The organism is Xanthomonas rydalmerensis (assembly GCF_033170385.1).
GTDB lineage: Bacteria > Pseudomonadota > Gammaproteobacteria > Xanthomonadales > Xanthomonadaceae > Xanthomonas_A > Xanthomonas_A rydalmerensis.
In genome coordinates this window covers 3,418,528-3,434,794 of record NZ_CP126170.1, presented here as the reverse complement: position 1 = coordinate 3,434,794, position 16,267 = coordinate 3,418,528, and the positions used below count along the sequence as shown (strand labels likewise).

Genomic DNA, 16,267 nt, shown 5'->3' with positions numbered 1-16,267 from the left:
ATTCGGGAATCGGGATTCGGTAAAGCGGGCGCCGCGGTGCGCTGTGGCGTTGCCGGTCTGGCGGATGGGTTCATCGCGCGCCGCACCCGCTACGGGGCCGGGAATGTGTCGGCGGCCGTGCGCGGCAGCCGACGTTTCCGCGCCTCAGTCGCGCGTGTCGTCGAGCGCCTCGTCGTCATCGGCTTGTTCGACTCCCGATTCTCCATTTCCCATTGCCGACGCGGCACCCAGGATCAGCTCGCGCAGTTCCCGGAACAACTCGCGATAGGCATGCGGCGGCTTGTTCTTGAGCCGTTCTTCCTTCGCGTTGCGGATCAGTTGGCGCAGGCGCTGGCGGTCGGCGTCGGGGTGGTCGTTCAGCAGTTCGGTCAGCGCGCTGTCGCCGTCGGCAAGCAGCCGCTCGCGCCAGTCCTCGACCCGGTGCATGGCCGCCACTTCGCGGCGCGCGCTGTCGCTGTTGACGTCCATGGCCTCGCGGATCGCCTCCAGCACCGCCTCGTCCTCGCGCCGCATCTGCTTGGCCAGGAACGCCAGTTGCCGCTTGTGCGCGATGTGCGCGGTGATGCGCTTGGCTTCCTCGATGTGCGGGATCAGCGACTCGGGCACCGGCAGCTTGGCCAGCTGCGCCGGGGTCAGCGCCACCAGCTTCTCGCCCAGGCTCAGCACTTCCAGCGCCTCGCGGCGTTGCTGGCTGCGGCTTTCGCCGCGGAATTCACCGGTGTCTTCGTCGCGTCCGCGCATGCTCGTACTACTCGATCGGGCTGGAAATCAAATCAACACATCCGGCCAGGACGGCCGGACAGGGGCGAAGGGATTCGCACAATAAGGATAAAGCATTGAACGCGATCACCCCCGATTTGCACCGCGACGACAGCCAGCAGCGCCTGGAGCGCCTGTCCGACATCGCCGAGCGGCTGCTGGCGCGCGCCCGCGCGCTCGGCGCCAGCCAGGCCGAGGTCAGCTGCAGCGAAGACCGCGGCCTGGACGTCAACGTGCGCCTGGGCGCGGTGGAGACCGTGGAGTCCACCCGCGACCGCGGCATCGGCGTCACCGTCTACTTCGGCCAGCGCAAGGGCAGCGCCAGCACCGCCGACCTGCACGAGTCCAGCCTGGAGGCCACCGTGGCCCAGGCCTGCGCGATCGCCCGCTACACCGAGGACGATGTGGCCGCCGGCCTGGCCGAGGCGGCGCTGATGGCCCGCGAGCAGCCCGATTACGACCGTTGGCATCCGTGGCCGCTGCAGGCCGAGGAGGCGATCGACCTGGCGCTGGCCTGCGAAGCCGCCGGTCGCGACGCCGATGCGCGGATCAGCAATTCCGACGGCGCCTCGGCCGGCAGCAGCGAGAGCCTGTCGGTCTACGCCAATTCGCACGGCTTCGTCGGCTGCGAGCGCAGCACCCACCATTCGATCGCCTGCACGCTGATCGCCGGGCAGGGCGACGGCATGCAGCGCGACGGCTGGTACAGCAGCGCGCTGGCGCGCGAGGACCTGGAGCGTGCGTCGGCGATCGGCCGCCGCGCCGCCGAGCGCACCGTGGCGCGGCTGCAGCCGCGTTCGCTGCCGACCGGCGAGGTGCCGGTGCTGTTCGCGCCGGAGGTGGCGCGCTCGTTGGTCGGGCATCTGCTCGGCGCGGTGTCCGGCGGCGCGTTGTATCGCCGCACCAGCTTCCTGCTCGACAGCGCCGGCACCCGCCTGTTCCCCGACTGGTTCGCGATCGACGAATTGCCGCATCTGCGCCGCGGCCTGCGCTCGGCCGCCTTCGACGGCGAGGGCGTGGCCACCCGCGACGCGCCGCTGGTGCGCGACGGCGTTTTGCAGCGTTACGTGCTGGGCAGCTACTCGGCGCGCAAGCTTGGCCTGCAGACCACCGCCAATGCCGGCGGGGTGCATAACCTGCAGGTGGCGGCCAACGCAGAGGATCTGCAGGCCATCCTCAAGGGCATGCCGCGCGGCCTGCTGGTCACCGACCTGATGGGCAACGGCGTCAATCCGGTCACCGGCGACTACTCGCGCGGCGCCGGCGGGTTCTGGATCGAGAACGGCGAAATCGCCTATCCGGTGGACGAGATCACCATCGCCGGCAACCTGCGGCAGATGTTCCAGGACATCGAGGCGGTGGGCGCCGACATCGATGTGCGCTCGCACGTGCACATCGGCGCGGTGCTGATCGGCCGGATGACGGTGGCGGGCAACGACTGAGTGCCGCAACGCAGGCAGCGCGCAAGGACGCACAGGCATGCAGGTAACCGACACCGAGAACACGAGCACCGACGGCCCCGCGCCCGCGTGGGAGCGCGTGCTGGCGGCATTTGCGCATCTGTCGATGTGGATCGGCTTGTTCGCCGCCTGCAATGTGCACCTGGGCTACGCGCTGTGGTGGCTGCTGTTGCTGTGGCTGTTGCCGGGCGTGCAATGGTGGGCGATGCGGGGCAGGCAGCCGTTTGCCGCCGAACACGCGCGCCAGGCCATGCGGATGGGCTTCGGCCTGTCGCTGCTGAGTGCGGTCTTGCTGGCGCCGGCTGTGCTGATCTTCGGTGCCGTGCTCGTGTTCGGGTGGCTGCTGATCCTGATGCTGCTTGTGGCGATGGGCGTCAGCCTGCACGCTGCGGCCAAGGCCATGCTCGGTCGCCGCTAGCGCGATCCGCTGCCGTATGGGCGACGGATTAGCGCCGCGGTTGCCTGGGGGCGATCCTTGAGCCCGTCGAGGCGTCTTCCCGTCTTGCCGGCCTCGCTTGACAGCGCTGCGCCGGCCGCCGAGAGTGACGCGCCAAACGTCTTGTCCCCTCACCACCAAAGGAACGGAATACCGATGAGCGAATTCGACAACGTCACCGCCCCGCCGCCGCCGCCGGCCTCGGCAGGGCCGCAGGAAGACCGCACGGTCGCGCTGATCACCCATCTGTCGGGGCTCTTGCTGGGTTTCATCGTGCCGCTGATCATCTGGCTGGTGAACAAGGACAACCCGGCCAAGTCCTTCCTCAACGACCAGGCCAAGGAAGCGCTGAATTTCCAGATCACCATCGCCATTGCCTACCTGATCTGCGCGGTGCTCACCGTGATCATCATCGGCGGCTTGCTGGCGCCGCTGGTATGGGTGGTGAACCTGGTGTTCTGCATCCTGGCCGGCATCAAGGCCAACGAAGGCGTCGCCTACCGCTACCCGTTCGCGCTGCGTCTGATCAAGTAAGCGCACCTGCGACGCATCCCCGAAGGCCCGGCCGCTGCGCCGGGCCTTTTTTGTGCCCGCGCGCTGCTCCGGCGGGGGACCGCATGACGGCCAAGCGCGACGCCGGCATTTGCCGGTCAACCGCGGCCCGACCGGCGCGTTTGCAAGGCTGTCGCCACCATCGGAGCGCCGCATGATCCGCCGCGAGAGCTTGAGCGCCGCCAACCGCTTCGGCCTGGGCGCCCGTCCCGGCGACCTGGCCGCCATGGGCGAGCCGCGCGCCTGGCTGGCCGCGCAACTGCAGTCGCCGCCGCTGGCGCCGGAGCTGCAGGGCCTGCCCGACAGCCTGGCCTACATGCGTCGCGAGGCCGATTACCAGCGCGAACGCCGCCAGGCGCGGCGGCAGGCAGCCGGCGATCCGCAGCAGGCCGCCCAGCAGGCGCAGCAGGCCGTGCGCGGGCTGTACCGGCAGGCACAGGCGCAGGAGCTGGCGGCGCGCTACCGAGTCGCGGTCGCCAGCCCGGCCGGGTTCGCCGAGCGCCTGGTGCAGTTCTGGTCCAATCATTTCGCGGTCTCGGTCGACAAGCGCGCGGCCGCGCTGTACGCGGCGCCGATGGAGCGCGAGGCGATCCGCCCGCACTGCATGGGCCGCTTCGCCGATCTGCTGCTGGCGGTGGAGCGGCACCCGGCGATGCTGCGCTACCTGGACAACGCCAACTCGGTCGGCCCCGACTCGCTGCTGGCGCAACGCGCGCAGCGCCGGGCCATGCGCATGGATCCCGAGCGCCCTGCGCGTCGCCTGGGGCTCAACGAGAATCTGGCGCGCGAAATCCTGGAACTGCACACGCTGGGCGTGGACGGCGGCTACACCCAGGCCGACGTCACCGAACTGGCGCGCGCGATCACCGGCTGGGGCGTGCCGGCGCCGCGCGATTTCGAGCAGGGCGCGCCCGAGCGGGCGTTCGTGTTCCGCGCGCCGGCGCATGCCGCCGGCGGCCGGCTGGTGCTTGGCCGGCGCTATGCCGAGGACGGCATGGCGCAGGGCGAGGCGATCCTGGCGGCGCTGGCGCGGCACCCGGCCACCGCGCAGCACGTCTCGCGCAAGCTGGCCCGGCATTTCGTCCGCGACGATCCGCCGCCGGCGCTGGTGCAGCGCATGACCGACGCCTGGTTGCGCAGCGACGGCGACCTGCGCCACGTCTATGGCGCCCTGATCGACAGCCCGGAGGCGTGGGACGTGCAGGCGCGCAAGTTCAAGCCGCCGCAGGATTTCGTGGTGTCGGCGCTGCGCGCCGGCGGCGACTGGCCGGCGGCGCCGCAGTCGCAGAAGACGGTGCTGACCCTGCTGGCGCGGATGGGGCAGCCGCCGTTCACTCCGCGCTCGCCGGCCGGCTACGCCGACGTGGCGGCGGAATGGAACGGCGCCGACGCGCTGTGGAAGCGCGTGCAGGCCGCCGAGGCGCTGGCCGGGCTGGCACCGGGCGATCCGCTGGCGCTGGCCGCGTCCGCGTTCGGCGACGGGCCGGATGCGGACACGCTGACCGCGGTGCGCCGCGCCGAGTCGCCGCGCGAAGGCGTTGCGGTGCTGTTGGCCAGTCCGGCCTTCCAATGGCGCGTCTGAGCGGCGCGCGGTCCGATCCGCAATGGGAGAATCTCCGATGCAACTGACTCGCCGCCGTTTCCTCGCCGCCAGCGGTGCGGCCACCGTGTTGAGCCTGTGGTCCGGCAGCGGCCTGGCTGCGCCGGGTGCCGACACACGCCTGCTGGTGGTGCTGCTGCGCGGTGCGCTGGATGGACTGCACGCGCTGGTGCCGACCGCCGACCCCGACTACGCGCGCCTGCGCGGCGCGCTGGCGCCGCCGCAGACCCTGGCCCTGGATGGCGGCTTCGCGTTGCATCCGGCGCTGGCGTTCGCGCACGAACTGTATGCGCGCAAGCAATGGTTGCCGGTGGTGGCGGTGGCGCCGCCGTACCGCCAGCGCTCGCACTTCGAGGCGCAGGATTGCCTGGAGAACGGCACCGCGCGGCCCAGCGGCGCCTCCAGCGGCTGGCTCAACCGCTGCGCGCTGGCCCTGCATGGCGCCGAGGCGGTGTCGGTGAGCGCGGTGACGCCGCTGATCATGCGCGGCCCGGGCGCGGTGAACAGCTGGTCGCCGCCTCTGCCGAGCGCGGTCAACCCGATCCTGCTGCAGCGCCTGCAGCCGCTGTACGCCGCCGATCCGCAACTGGCCGGCGGCTTTGCGCGCGCGTTGCGCGAGCAGGGCATGCAGGTGGACAGCGTCAAGGGCGGGCAACTGCCGCAGGCGATGAGCGCGGCGGCCAGCTTCATGGCCAAGCCCGACGGGCCGCGGATCGGGTTCGTCGAGGATGCCGGCTGGGATACCCACGGCAACCAGGCCGCGGTGCTGCAGCGCAAGCTGGGCGAACTGGATGCGGGGCTGCGCGCGTTCCACGATGGTGCGCAGGCCTGCTGGTCGCGCAGCGTGGTCGCGGTGGTGACCGAATTCGGCCGTACCGCGGCGGTGAACGGCACCGGCGGCACCGACCATGGCACCGGCGGCGTGGCCTTCCTGGCCGGCGGCGCGGTGCGCGGTGGGCGCATTGCCGGGGACTGGCCCGGCCTGTCGCCGCGTGCCTTGAACGAGGGCCGCGACCTGCGCGCCACCAGCGACCTGCGCAGCCTGTTCCGGCATGTGCTCGGCGCGCATCTGGGCGTGTCCGAGCGCGCGCTGGACACCCAGGTGTTTCCCGGCAGTGCGGGGCTGTCCAGGTTGGAGGGATTGGTGGCCTAGGACACCACGTGGTCACAACGCGTGCGGCCTGGGCCGCACGCGAACCGGGCGCCGACGGTAGGTCGGCGCCCGGGACATCACCGGCGTGCCGGACTCAGTTCTGCGACGGATTGTTCTCGGCGAAGTACTCGTGGCTGTCGGCGTTCTTCACCGCGCGCGCCGGATCGCTCTGGGCCAGGCTCTTGGCCGCGCTCTGCCCGTACGCGGTGTCCTGGGTGCCGGCGACCACGCTGAAGTGGCTCATTTCGTGGATCAGGGTGCCGGCCTTGGAGTCGGTGCCGGTCAGCGGCGCGCTCCAGAACGCATTGCAGACGTAGATCTGGTACGGCTGATTCGGATACACGTAGGCGTAGGAGCTGTCGCTGCAGCCGCAGTTGATGGTGATCTGCCCGTTGTTCTGGTCGATCGCCGAATCGATGTTGACGAAGTTGGAGGTGGCGGTGCTGTAGCGGCTGGCGTTGTAGGCGCCGAACCAGGTGGTGTAGCGCGCGCCGGTGCTGCCGCCGTTGAGGTAGGTCTTGGCGTTCTGCGAGTAGGTGCGCGCTGCGTTCACCGCGCTGCCGATGGTGCTGATCTGGCTGGTGCTGCACGAGGCGTAGTTGACGCCGTTGACCACTGCCTGCGGGCCGACCAGCAGGTCGTTGCGCACCGCATGGCCGCGGCCGCCGTCCAGCCACACCGTCAGCGGCGCACTGGTCAGGGTCTGCGGCGCGCCGTCGGCGCGCAACATGCGCGCGCCATCGGAGAACGCGGCGCCCTGCAGCGGCGTGTCGAGACGGATGCTGTAGTTGCCGCTGCGGGTCAGGTCGTAGGTGCGACTCAGGTCGATCTGCGCCTGCTTCACTTCGCCGGGCTGCAGCACCACCATGTCCTCGGCGCGCGGTGCGGCGCGCTTGACCAGGCGTCCGACGTAATCCACCGGCTTGCCGTCGCGCTGGACCTGGAACAGCGCGTTGTCGAGATCGCCCAGCGGCAGTTCCCACTTGGGCACGCGCGCGACCTGCTCGCCGGTGTTGCGGACGGTCACCGCCATCTGGCCGCGCTGCTGGCCGTCGGCGTCGGCGACCGGCGTCAGTTCGACCTGCAGTGACGCAGGTGCGCGCGTGAGTTGCGATTGCGCGGTAGCCGCCGAGATGATGCCGACCAGGCTGAAGCCGATCGCTGCCGAGATCCGGGATGCGTGTTTCATGCAGTCTCTCTCCGTCGAAAGTGGGCGCCCCATGGACAGGGGCCGAAGCAAACTAGCCCGGTGATGCGCGTGTGCGCGGCGCCGGTGCGTTTGTCTCCGATTTCGTCCAGCGAAGCGCGCGCCCGGTCTCAATATCGGCCATGCGTTCGCACATCACCGCGCGTGACTGGCGCGCTGCAGCGGCAGTGCTGCAGTCGTATGCGCTCGATCGAGGGCGGCGTTGCGATTGGCCATGCGGCAATGACGCTCGCGCTGCGCGCTATGTGTGCAGGGCGCGGAGATCGCGCTGGTGGCGAGGTTTGCCGAAGGCGACGAGGGTCAGGGGATCTTCCTTCGCTGCCGCTGGCGTCAGCGCGATCTGCAGTGGTGCGAGCGGCTTCGGGATTTTTGCGACAACGCGGGTTTGCCGTGGCGCGAGACGCGCCTGGTTGCCTGGTGCGGGAGTCAACTGTCATGCATCCGCGATGACCGAAGTAGCGGACGATCGGGCAGTGAAAGCAGTCGGGACTGAAGTCCCTCCCACATTGCCCCCAGACACCTCACCTCAAGCCCCTGTAGAAGCGGCTTCAGCCGCGACAGGCGCTCCCGATGACGTGTGTCGCGGCTGAAGCCGCTCCTACGACAGCGCTTCTGGTCATCAAGGGCTGCATGCTGCCAGCGGCATCATCAATCCCTGGTTTCGCGGATGCGGCGCATCGCCTGCGCGGCAACGACGCATGCGGCCGGGTCGCGGCAATCGCATGCGTCGAGCGCTGCGATCAGTGCGCGCGATCGACCGCGAGCCGTGCCAGCGCCGCCAGCGCATCGGCGGCGGTGCCGTAGCCGTGCAGGCTGTCCTGCATCGCCTGCGCCAGTTCGGCCAGCTTGGCCTTGGCGCCGTCCATGCCCAGCAGGGCAGGGTAGGTGGATTTGGCCTGCGCCGCGTCCTTGCCGGCGGTCTTGCCGAGCTGTTCGGAGCTGGCTTCCACGTCGAGGATGTCGTCGCGCACCTGGAAGGCCAGGCCCAGCGCGGTGGCGAAGGTGTCCAGCTGCGCGAGCGCGTCGGCGTCGGCGCCGCCGCCGAGCGCGCCCAGACGCACGCTGGCGCGGATCAGCGCACCTGTCTTGAGCGCATGCATGCGTTGCAGGTCGGGCAGCGCCTGTACGCGGCCGGTGGCGTCGATGTCCAATGCCTGGCCGCCGCACATGCCGGCCGCGCCGGCGGCCTCGGCCAGGGTCTGCAGCCACTGCACGCGCAGCGTCGCCGCCGCCTCGGCATTGGCCAGCAGCGCGAACGCCAGGCTCTGCAGCGCGTCGCCGGCGAGGATCGCGGTGGCTTCGTCGAAGGCGATGTGCACGGTCGGCTGGCCGCGGCGCAGGGCGTCGTCGTCCATCGCCGGCAGGTCGTCGTGGACCAGCGAATACGCATGGATCAGTTCCACCGCCAGCGCCGGTGCATCCAGCTGCGCATCGTCGGCACCGAACAGCGCGCCGCTGGCGTAGACCAGCAGCGGGCGCATGCGCTTGCCGCCGCCCAGGGTGGCGTGGCGCATCGCCGCGTGCAGGCGTTGCGGCGCCAGCGTCGCCGCCGGCAACTGCGCCTGCAGGCCGGCTTCCACCCGTTCGCGCCAGTGCGCGAACGCCGCGTCAGCCGCCATGGGGCGGTACGGGATCGAAGGGTTCGGCGCTGTCGGGCTGCTCGGGATCGCTGAGCAGGCGCACGCGCAGTTCGGCCTGCTCCAGCGCCTGCTGGCATTGCCGGTACAGGCCCACGCCGCGCTCGTAGGCGCTCAGCGACTGTTCCAGGCTCAGGTCGCCGGCTTCCATCTTCTCCACCAGTACTTCCAGCTCCTCGAGCGATTGCTCGAAGCGGGCGACCGGGGAGGTATCGTCTTGGGACTTCTTGGGCATGGCGAAAGTGTGCGCGGCGGCGGCAGCAGGGTCAATGCGACGCGCGTGCCGGCGCTGGCAGCGGATCCAGCGCCAGGCATGCGGCGTGCGCCTGCAGCCAGGTGTGCAACGGCGCGGCCAGCAGGTCCGGCCCGGCGGCCAGTAGCTGCGTGGCGTCGAACAGTAGCGGCAGCCGTGCGCGCTGCCAGGGCGGCAGCGCCTGCGTCTGCAGCAGGTGCTTCAGTGCCTGCGACTGCGTCCGCCCGGGCAGGCGCAGGCGTTCGCCGCCGCGGCGTGCGCGCACCAGCAGCGGCGTGTCGAAGGCCAGTGTGGTCTCGGCGAGCAGGTGCAATCGGCGGCCATCGGGCAGCGTCAGCGGTGCGCGGCCGTCCCACTGCGCCTGCCAGTCCGCAGGCCATGGCGCGAGGTCGCGCTCGGCATGGAGCCTGTCGCTCCAACTGCGCACGCAGGCGCCATGCCATGCGAACTGCGCCGCGGCATCGGCACGCGCGTTCAGTAGATCGCGTTCGATCGCGGCCAGGCCGGCCGCCGGCAATGGCGGCAGCCCGGCCTGCGCGACCCAGCGTCGCAGCACGCGCGCGCGCCGCGCGGCGGGCAGGGCGCGGAGCGGGGCGAGCGGAAGCGGGGCGCCTGGGGCGTCCTGCAGCGCGTCGAGCGCCGTGCGGTCGTCCGCGTCCAGCAGTGCGCCGGCGTCGGCGCACAGTTGCGCGCTGCGGGCGAGGGCGGCGTCGGCATGCGGCCAGCGCTGGCGCAGCAGCGGCAGCACCTGCAGGCGCAGGAAATTGCGATCGAAGCCGGGATCGGCATTGCTGGGGTCGTCGATCCACTGCAGGCCGTGCTGTTGCGCATAGGCGTGCAGCACGCTGCGTGGTTGCGCCAGCAGCGGCCGCCACAGGCGGCTGCCGGCGAAGTCGGACAGCGCCTGCATCGCCGCCAGGCCATCCGGGCCGGACGCGCGCAACGCACGTAGCAGGAAGGTCTCGGCCTGGTCGTCACGGTGTTGGGCCAGCGCCAGCCATTCGCCGGGCTGCAGCGCCTGCGCAAAGGCGTGGCGCCGCGCCTGCCGCGCCGCTGCTTCCAGGCCATCGCCGCTGTCGCGTGGTACCTGGACCCGCACCACCTGCAGCGGCACCGCCAGTGCCGCGCACAGCTGCGCGCACTGCGCGGCCCAGGCGTCGGCGTCGGGATGCAGGCCGTGGTGCACGTGCAGCGCGCGCAGGCCGGCGCGGCGGTACGATGGCTGCTGTGTCAGCAGGTGCAGCAGCACGGTCGAGTCCAGGCCGCCGCTGAGGCCGAGCAACAGTGGCGCCGGCGCCGGATCGGGCAGTGCGACGGCGAGTGCGGACAACGGGGACGGAGAGGCATGCGGCGGCATCGCGTCACTGTAGACGCAAGCGCACGTCAGCGCGAAGCGTGGCATGGCGACGTCTTTGAGTCCGAACAGCGTTGTGGGAGGACTGCAGTTCCGACACCTTTCAGTTCAATGCGTCGGGACTGAAGTCCCTCCCACAAGAGCAATTGTCGGCACTCGGGACTATCCAGGCTGCTTGTTGAGCCCGGTGCCCGCTCGATGTCGACCGCCAGCACGCGACCCCCGGCCAGCGGCCAGCGGCCAGCGCGCGATGGCGCTTGAAGCCGCGCAACGTGAGTGAGCCCTCTGTGCGAGGGACTTCAGTCCCCATGCCTTTCAGTTCAATGCGTCGGGACTGAAGTCCCTCCCATAAGAGCAATTCTCGGCACTTGGGACTATCCCGATGGCCTGCTCAGCAGGGCGCCTGCTCGGTGTCGGCCGCCAGCATGCCAAGCCCGGCCTGCGGCCAGCGCGCTACGGCGCCTTAGGCAGCGCAAACGTCCGTTAGCCCCCTGTGGGAGGGACTTCAGTCCCGACGCGGGGATTCTCACCTCGCGGACGATGCGCTTCCCCCGACATCGCGGGCGTTGCAGCAAGAAATGCGTTGCAGAAGACCGGCCTTGGCGACGTTCTCCGTGACAACGCCGCCATGCCGCATACGGTCATCTGCTCAGCGCTTCGGCGCCGGCACTTCGCGGTTGTGGCGATCGATGGAGTACCAGCGGCCGCCCTGCATCGGCGTGTGCCCGTCGCCATCGGGCGTACCCGCGCTGCAGCCGTCGCAGACCTCGGCGACGCCGTGCTCGAACGGCCAAGCGAAGTCGTGGACCGGCGCGATCACCTCGCGCAGTTGCCGATCGTAGAAGCCGATGCGGCCGTGCACGATGCCGCGGGTCAGGCCTTCAGTGAAACCATCCGCGCCGTTGTCCCAGGTGATCACCGGCAGGCTGCGGCCATCGGCGCGCACGTAGTAGAACCGTGCGCCGACGCTCAGCAGCGCCAGGCCGTCGCGATCGAAGTGCAGGCGCCGCAGCGCCTGCGGCGTCAGGACCAGGCGTTCGTCGGCACCGAGCCGGCAGCCCGGCACCACCGGCCGATCGCTGTTCGGGTCGCCCAGCCGGCAGGCGTCGGCGGCCGGTTGCGCCGCGATCGCTGGCACGGTACCGAGCGCGGCCAGCGCAGCGAATAGTGCAACGGCCGCGCGCAGGCTGCCGCCGTGCGGCCGAAGCCGCCTCATTGCGCGGTCGCGGCGCTGGTCATGAACGCCGCCGGCTTGGGCAGCTCCACCGGCACGCCGTCGCCGTTGCAGGTACCGGCCTGGCACAGCCGCGCACGCAGCGTCGGCGTGGCCTGCACGATCACGTGGTAGATCACGTTCTCTTCCAGGCTGCCGCGGAAGGCGTTGCTGCCGGGGCCGCGCGCCCAGATGCCGACGTCGTCGCCGCCATGGGTCTCGGCCTTGGTCGGCACCAGCGCTTCCTGCATGAAGTCCGGGCTTTCGGTGTCGACATGGGTCAGGTCCGGACGGCCGTTGGCCGGCTCGAAGTTGCTCGGCGCATGCGGGAAGGTCTTGACCCCCGCCGGCTGCTGGTTGCTGGCGCCGGTGTAGCCGGGGCCGTTGGCGTAGCTGAGCGTGGCGTAGGGCTGGCCGTTGCCGTCCAGTGCCAGGTCGCCGGTGTTGGCGTCCTCGCCGCTGGTGCCGCGCACCTTGCCCAGGATCGGGTTGCCGCGCTGCGGGTAGCCGACGAAGTTCAGCGTGTGCGAGTGGTCGGCGGTGACGATGATCAGCGTGTCCTCGGCCGAGGTCGCGTCCGCCGCGGCCTGCACCGCCTGCGACAGGGCGATGGTCTCGTCCAGCGCGCGGTAGGCGTTGCCGGCGTGGTGCGCGTGGTCGATGCGTCCGCCTTCGACCATCAGCACGTAACCGTTCTTGTCCTGCGACAGGGTGCGGATCGCGGCGCGGGTCATCTCGGCCAGGCTCGGGTCGCCGTTGGCGCTGCGGTCGCGGTCGTGGTCGAACTGCATGTGGTCCGGCTCGAACAGGCCCAGCAGCGCCGGTGCGTTCTGCGCCGCTTCCAGTTGCCCGCGGGTCCACACGTAGGCGCCCTGCGGATGGCGCTGGCGCCATTCGCCGACCAGGTCGCGGCCGTCCAGGCGCAGGCCGACCTTGTCGTCGTACTCGGGGTCGCGCTGTTCGACGGTGGTGAACTGGCCGCGGCCGCCGGCCAGCATCACCTGCGGGCCGCGCCCGAAGCGTGCGCCGACCATCTGCTGGGCGATGTCGCGGCAGCCCTCGGTCACCGCCTTCTCCGGCAGGTCGGCATCGCTCTCCCAGTTGCGCTCCGGCACGTGCGCATAGGTCGCGGCCGGGGTGGCGTGGGTCAGCCGGGTGGTGGTGACGATGCCGGTGCCCATACCGGCGCTGTCGGCCAGCTCCAGCCAGCTCAGCAACTGCTTGCCGAGGCTGTCGGCGCAGGCGTCGCGCTTGCCGGCGGACACGCCGATCGCGCCCATGTGGGTCTTCACCCCGGTGGTGATCGAGGTCATGGTGCCGGCCGAGTCCGGCGTTTGCGAATCGGTGTTGTAGGTCTTGCTCAGTGCGGTGGCGGGAAATGCCTCCCAGGACAACTGGTTCTCCTCGCCGGAGGCGCCCTTGCGCTGGCCGTCGAGGATGCGTGCGGCGGCGACCGTGGTCAGGCTCATGCCGTCGCCCAGGAACAGGATGACGTTCTTGGCCTTGCCGCGCATGGCACCGTTGTTGGCGGCCTTGGCGGCGCCGCTGCGGTACCACCATGCCGGGGTCTCGCCGGCCGGGTGGGCCACGGCGGGAACGACGATCGGCGCGACGTTGGCGCTGGCGGCCGGCGCGTGCGGCGTGCTGGCGCAGGCGCCCAGCAGCAGGGTGGAGGCGGCGGCGAGGGCGGAAACGGGAAGGCGCATACGCGGAACGGGTCCTGAACACGAAGTCCCCCGCATTATGCCGGCTGCGACAAGGCACGCCGATGACATCGCGCCTTTCCAGCCATGGCGTCGTCGTTGCCGCCGGGGTGCGCTATCGTGCGAAACCCCCCGAGATTTCTGGACAGCGTCGATGAAACTGGTGACGGCCTGGTTACGCATTCCGTTCTGGCAGCGCGTGGTCGCCGGCTTCGTGCTGGGCGCGCTGGCCGGCTGGGCGCTGGGGCCGACCGCGGAAACCTGGTTCAAGCCGCTGGGCGACCTGTACGTCACCCTGATCAAGATGATCGCGGTGCCGCTGGTGTTCTTCGCCGTCATCAACGCGATCTCGTCGCTGCACGGGCAACAGTCGGTGGCCAAGCTGGGCGGGCGCACGTTCCTGTGGTTCGTGGTCACCGCGGCGCTGGCGGTCGGCGTCGGCCTGGCCGTGGGCACCGTGCTGCAGCCGGGCGCCGGTCATCTGGGCCTGCGGGTGGACAGCGCCTGGAAACCGGGCGATGTGCCCAGCCCGGTGCAGGTACTGCTGGACGTGGTGCCGTCCAACCCGTTCTATGCGCTCACCGGCATCGGCACCAAGACCAATGCCGCCGGCGAGACCGTGCTGGCGGCCGGGCGCGGGTCGATCCTGCCGGTGATCTTCTTCGCCGCGCTGCTGGGCTTTGCCATGGTCAAGCTCGGCGAGCGCGTGGCCGAGGCGCGCAAGCTCACCACGCAGATGAGCGAGATCATGATCCAGGTCACCCGCTTCGTGCTGGAGATGACTCCGCTCGGCACCTTCGGCCTGATCGCCGCGCTGGTCGGCGGCTACGGCTTCGGCAAGCTGCTGCCGTTCGGCAATTTCGTGCTGGCGCTGTACCTGGCCTGCGCGATCCACATCGTGGTGGTCTACAGCGGCCTGTTGCTGGTGCACGGGCTGAACCCGTGGAAGTTCTTCCGCGGCGCCGCGCCGGGCATGCAGGTGGCCTTCGTCAGTTCCTCCAGCTTCGCCGCGATGCCGGTGGCGCTGCGCTCGATCACCCACAACCTCGGCGTCAACAAGGACTACGCGGCGTTCGCGGTGCCGCTGGGCGCCAGCATCAAGATGGACGGCTGCGGCGCGATCTTCCCGGCGCTGTGCGCGGTGTTCATCGCCCAATACACCGGCGTGCCGCTGACCGCCAATCAGTACTTCGTGGTGTTGATCGCCTCGGTGCTGGGCAGTTTCGGTACCGCCGGCGTGCCCGGCACCGCGGTGGTGATGGCCACGGTGGTGCTGAGCGCGGCCAACCTGCCGCTGGAGGTGATCGGCTACCTGTACGCCATCGACCGCGTGCTGGACATGATGCGGACCATGACCAACGTGACCGGGCAGATGCTGGTGCCGGTGCTGGTGGCCAAGGAAACCGGCCTGCTCGACCGCAGCGTGTACGAGGCGGCGCCGAGCAATGTCGGCCTGGAAGATCCGCCGGTCGATAGTTCCGGCCAGGTGCGTTGATGCTCCCGTGAGCGCGCCTGCCGATAGCCTGCGCGCGCAGTTGTTGCGGTTGCCCGGGCTGACGCTCCACGAGGGCGTGCTGGTGCACGACGCGTTGCCGGACGACCCGTTCGAGCAGCGCTACCTGGACGTGCGCCGCCGCGAAAGCCGGCTCTACAGCGACGCGCAGGTGCGCACGCTGCCGCAGCCGCCCGGTGCGCTGGGCGCCAGCCACGAATGGCGGGTGCGCGCCGAATCCTGCCGGCGCCTGTTGCGCCATCTGCGCGCGCGCGGCGGGGACGGTCCGCTGCTGGAGCTGGGCTGCGGCAACGGCTGGCTGTCGCATCGCCTGGCCAGCGACCTGCAGCGCGAGGTCTGCGGCGTCGACGTCAATCGCACCGAATTGGCGCAGGCGGCGCGGGTGTTCGCCGACGCGCCGCGGTTGAGCTTCGTCGCCGGCGATATCCTGCGCCTGCCGCTGCCGGCGCAACGGTTCGATGTGGTGGTGGTGCCGGCCTGCCTCCAGTACTTCGCCGATCCGCGTGCGTTGATCGCGCGTCTGCTGGAGTTGCTGCAGCACGATGGCGAACTGCACATCCTCGATAGCCCGTTCTACGCCGACGCCGACCAGGCCCGGGCCAGCGCCGCGCGCAGCCTGCGTTACTTCAGCGACCTGGGTTGCGCCGAGCTGGCGCAGCAATACCACCAGCACATCGACGCGGCGCTGGACGGCATCGTGCTGCGCCGGCTGTTCGACCCGCGCCGCCTGTCCGCGCGCTGCCTGCGCGCGCTGCGCTGGCGCCAGCCGCATTTCCCGTGGCTGTGCATCCGCAAGCGCGACAACCTGGCGCTGACCGCGACGTAGCCGACCCACGCGTGCCGCCAGTGCGGCCGCGCCGACAGGTCATTGCGGCGCCGTTGCGATTGGCGGCGTCGGCGCATGGCAGACTGCCGCCTCCTTCCCCTGCATGGACTCCCGATGAGCGGCACCCAACGCGAACTGACCTTCCGCTTCCTGGCCGAGCCGATCGACGTCAACTACGGCGGCAAGGTCCACGGCGGCGTGGTGATGAAGTGGATCGACCAGGTCGGCTACGCCGCTGCGGTGGGCTGGAGCGGCCACTACAGCGTGACCGTGGCGGTGGGCGGCATTCGCTTCGTCTCGCCGATCCGCATCAGCGACATGGTCACGGTCAGCGCCAAGCTGGTCCACACCGGCACCAGCAGCATGCATTTCGCCATCGAGGTGCGCGCACGCGATCCGATGGGCGGCGAGCCGCGCCTGTGCACGCATTGCATCATCGTGTTCGTGGCCCTGGACGGCGTCGAAGGCCGCCCCACCGCGGTACCGGCCTGGCATCCGGACACGCCGGAAGACCATCGCCTGGCCGAGTACGCGCAGAAGGTGATGGAACTGAGCAAGGGCATCGAGGACACCATCGCCCACTACCAGGGCTGAGCACGCG

15 protein-coding genes are annotated in these 16,267 nt (G+C 70.6%); 8 read left to right on the top strand and 7 right to left on the bottom strand.

Annotated elements, in window-relative coordinates; genetic code table 11:
- Positions 1–144: 144 nt before the first annotated feature.
- Positions 145–741, bottom strand: coding sequence for a ribosome biogenesis factor YjgA (yjgA, locus tag QN245_RS14365; protein ID WP_184449241.1), 597 nt, complete (start codon positions 739–741; stop codon positions 145–147).
- A gap of 95 nt (positions 742–836) precedes the next feature.
- On the opposite strand from yjgA, the gene pmbA reads away from it, so the two are divergent.
- The 5 genes from pmbA (at position 837) to QN245_RS14340 (ending at position 5,960) form a co-directional block, all read left to right on the top strand.
- Positions 837–2,201, top strand: a complete 1,365-nt coding sequence (pmbA, locus tag QN245_RS14360; protein ID WP_160968308.1) for a metalloprotease PmbA — start codon at positions 837–839, stop codon at positions 2,199–2,201.
- 37 nt (positions 2,202–2,238) lie between these two features.
- The gene (locus tag QN245_RS14355; protein WP_184643759.1) at positions 2,239–2,637 is read left to right on the top strand and encodes a magnetosome magnetite crystal formation protein family; all 399 of its coding nucleotides are present in this window, start codon (positions 2,239–2,241) and stop codon (positions 2,635–2,637) included.
- 174 nt (positions 2,638–2,811) lie between these two features.
- Positions 2,812–3,189, top strand: a complete 378-nt coding sequence (locus QN245_RS14350; RefSeq protein WP_317843490.1) for a DUF4870 domain-containing protein — start codon at positions 2,812–2,814, stop codon at positions 3,187–3,189.
- 172 nt (positions 3,190–3,361) lie between these two features.
- On the top strand, positions 3,362–4,789 hold the full coding sequence (locus tag QN245_RS14345; protein WP_317843489.1) for a DUF1800 domain-containing protein: 1,428 nt from the start codon (positions 3,362–3,364) through the stop codon (positions 4,787–4,789).
- Between the two features lie 37 nt (positions 4,790–4,826).
- The gene (locus QN245_RS14340) at positions 4,827–5,960 is read left to right on the top strand and encodes a DUF1501 domain-containing protein (protein ID WP_317843488.1); all 1,134 of its coding nucleotides are present in this window, start codon (positions 4,827–4,829) and stop codon (positions 5,958–5,960) included.
- A 94-nt stretch (positions 5,961–6,054) separates the two neighbouring features.
- On the opposite strand, the gene QN245_RS14335 is transcribed toward QN245_RS14340, so the two are convergent.
- From QN245_RS14335 to QN245_RS14310, 6 genes are all read right to left on the bottom strand, one after another.
- Complete coding sequence (locus QN245_RS14335; protein ID WP_317843487.1) at positions 6,055–7,149, bottom strand: M35 family metalloendopeptidase; 1,095 nt, start codon at positions 7,147–7,149, stop codon at positions 6,055–6,057.
- Positions 7,150–7,907: 758 nt separating this feature from the next.
- On the bottom strand, positions 7,908–8,786 hold the full coding sequence (locus QN245_RS14330) for a polyprenyl synthetase family protein (protein ID WP_184449251.1): 879 nt from the start codon (positions 8,784–8,786) through the stop codon (positions 7,908–7,910).
- The gene (locus QN245_RS14325; protein WP_160968322.1) at positions 8,776–9,039 is read right to left on the bottom strand and encodes an exodeoxyribonuclease VII small subunit; all 264 of its coding nucleotides are present in this window, start codon (positions 9,037–9,039) and stop codon (positions 8,776–8,778) included. The genes QN245_RS14330 and QN245_RS14325 overlap by 11 nt, the downstream gene beginning before the upstream one ends.
- 31 nt (positions 9,040–9,070) lie before the next feature.
- Entirely contained in the window at positions 9,071–10,414 is a 1,344-nt protein-coding gene (gene tilS, locus QN245_RS14320) for a tRNA lysidine(34) synthetase TilS (RefSeq protein WP_425612869.1), read from the bottom strand.
- Between the two features lie 646 nt (positions 10,415–11,060).
- Positions 11,061–11,627 (bottom strand): WG repeat-containing protein, encoded by a 567-nt coding sequence (locus tag QN245_RS14315; protein WP_317843485.1) that lies wholly within the window; start codon positions 11,625–11,627, stop codon positions 11,061–11,063.
- The gene (locus tag QN245_RS14310) at positions 11,624–13,330 is read right to left on the bottom strand and encodes an alkaline phosphatase family protein (protein WP_317843484.1); all 1,707 of its coding nucleotides are present in this window, start codon (positions 13,328–13,330) and stop codon (positions 11,624–11,626) included. Before QN245_RS14310 ends, QN245_RS14315 begins: the two co-directional genes overlap by 4 nt.
- 151 nt (positions 13,331–13,481) lie before the next feature.
- On the opposite strand from QN245_RS14310, the gene QN245_RS14305 reads away from it, so the two are divergent.
- The 3 genes from QN245_RS14305 (at position 13,482) to QN245_RS14295 (ending at position 16,260) form a co-directional block, all read left to right on the top strand.
- On the top strand, positions 13,482–14,822 hold the full coding sequence (locus tag QN245_RS14305) for a dicarboxylate/amino acid:cation symporter (protein WP_160968328.1): 1,341 nt from the start codon (positions 13,482–13,484) through the stop codon (positions 14,820–14,822).
- A 7-nt stretch (positions 14,823–14,829) separates the two neighbouring features.
- Positions 14,830–15,666 (top strand): class I SAM-dependent methyltransferase, encoded by an 837-nt coding sequence (locus QN245_RS14300; protein ID WP_317843483.1) that lies wholly within the window; start codon positions 14,830–14,832, stop codon positions 15,664–15,666.
- Between the two features lie 114 nt (positions 15,667–15,780).
- Complete coding sequence (locus QN245_RS14295) at positions 15,781–16,260, top strand: acyl-CoA thioesterase (protein ID WP_160968332.1); 480 nt, start codon at positions 15,781–15,783, stop codon at positions 16,258–16,260.
- Positions 16,261–16,267: the final 7 nt, after the last annotated feature.

What these genes read in the sequence shown, in the direction of transcription:
- yjgA (WP_184449241.1), bottom strand. Translation starts at nt 741, where the DNA reads ATGCGCGGACGCGACGAAGACACCGGTGAATTCCGCGGCGAAAGCCGC.
- QN245_RS14355 (WP_184643759.1), top strand. Translation starts at nt 2,239, where the DNA reads ATGCAGGTAACCGACACCGAGAACACGAGCACCGACGGCCCCGCGCCC.
- QN245_RS14350 (WP_317843490.1), top strand. Translation starts at nt 2,812, where the DNA reads ATGAGCGAATTCGACAACGTCACCGCCCCGCCGCCGCCGCCGGCCTCG.
- QN245_RS14345 (WP_317843489.1), top strand. Translation starts at nt 3,362, where the DNA reads ATGATCCGCCGCGAGAGCTTGAGCGCCGCCAACCGCTTCGGCCTGGGC.
- QN245_RS14340 (WP_317843488.1), top strand. Translation starts at nt 4,827, where the DNA reads ATGCAACTGACTCGCCGCCGTTTCCTCGCCGCCAGCGGTGCGGCCACC.
- QN245_RS14335 (WP_317843487.1), bottom strand. Translation starts at nt 7,149, where the DNA reads ATGAAACACGCATCCCGGATCTCGGCAGCGATCGGCTTCAGCCTGGTC.
- QN245_RS14330 (WP_184449251.1), bottom strand. Translation starts at nt 8,786, where the DNA reads ATGGCGGCTGACGCGGCGTTCGCGCACTGGCGCGAACGGGTGGAAGCC.
- QN245_RS14325 (WP_160968322.1), bottom strand. Translation starts at nt 9,039, where the DNA reads ATGCCCAAGAAGTCCCAAGACGATACCTCCCCGGTCGCCCGCTTCGAG.
- tilS (WP_425612869.1), bottom strand. Translation starts at nt 10,414, where the DNA reads ATGCCGCCGCATGCCTCTCCGTCCCCGTTGTCCGCACTCGCCGTCGCA.
- QN245_RS14315 (WP_317843485.1), bottom strand. Translation starts at nt 11,627, where the DNA reads ATGAGGCGGCTTCGGCCGCACGGCGGCAGCCTGCGCGCGGCCGTTGCA.
- QN245_RS14310 (WP_317843484.1), bottom strand. Translation starts at nt 13,330, where the DNA reads ATGCGCCTTCCCGTTTCCGCCCTCGCCGCCGCCTCCACCCTGCTGCTG.
- QN245_RS14305 (WP_160968328.1), top strand. Translation starts at nt 13,482, where the DNA reads ATGAAACTGGTGACGGCCTGGTTACGCATTCCGTTCTGGCAGCGCGTG.
- QN245_RS14295 (WP_160968332.1), top strand. Translation starts at nt 15,781, where the DNA reads ATGAGCGGCACCCAACGCGAACTGACCTTCCGCTTCCTGGCCGAGCCG.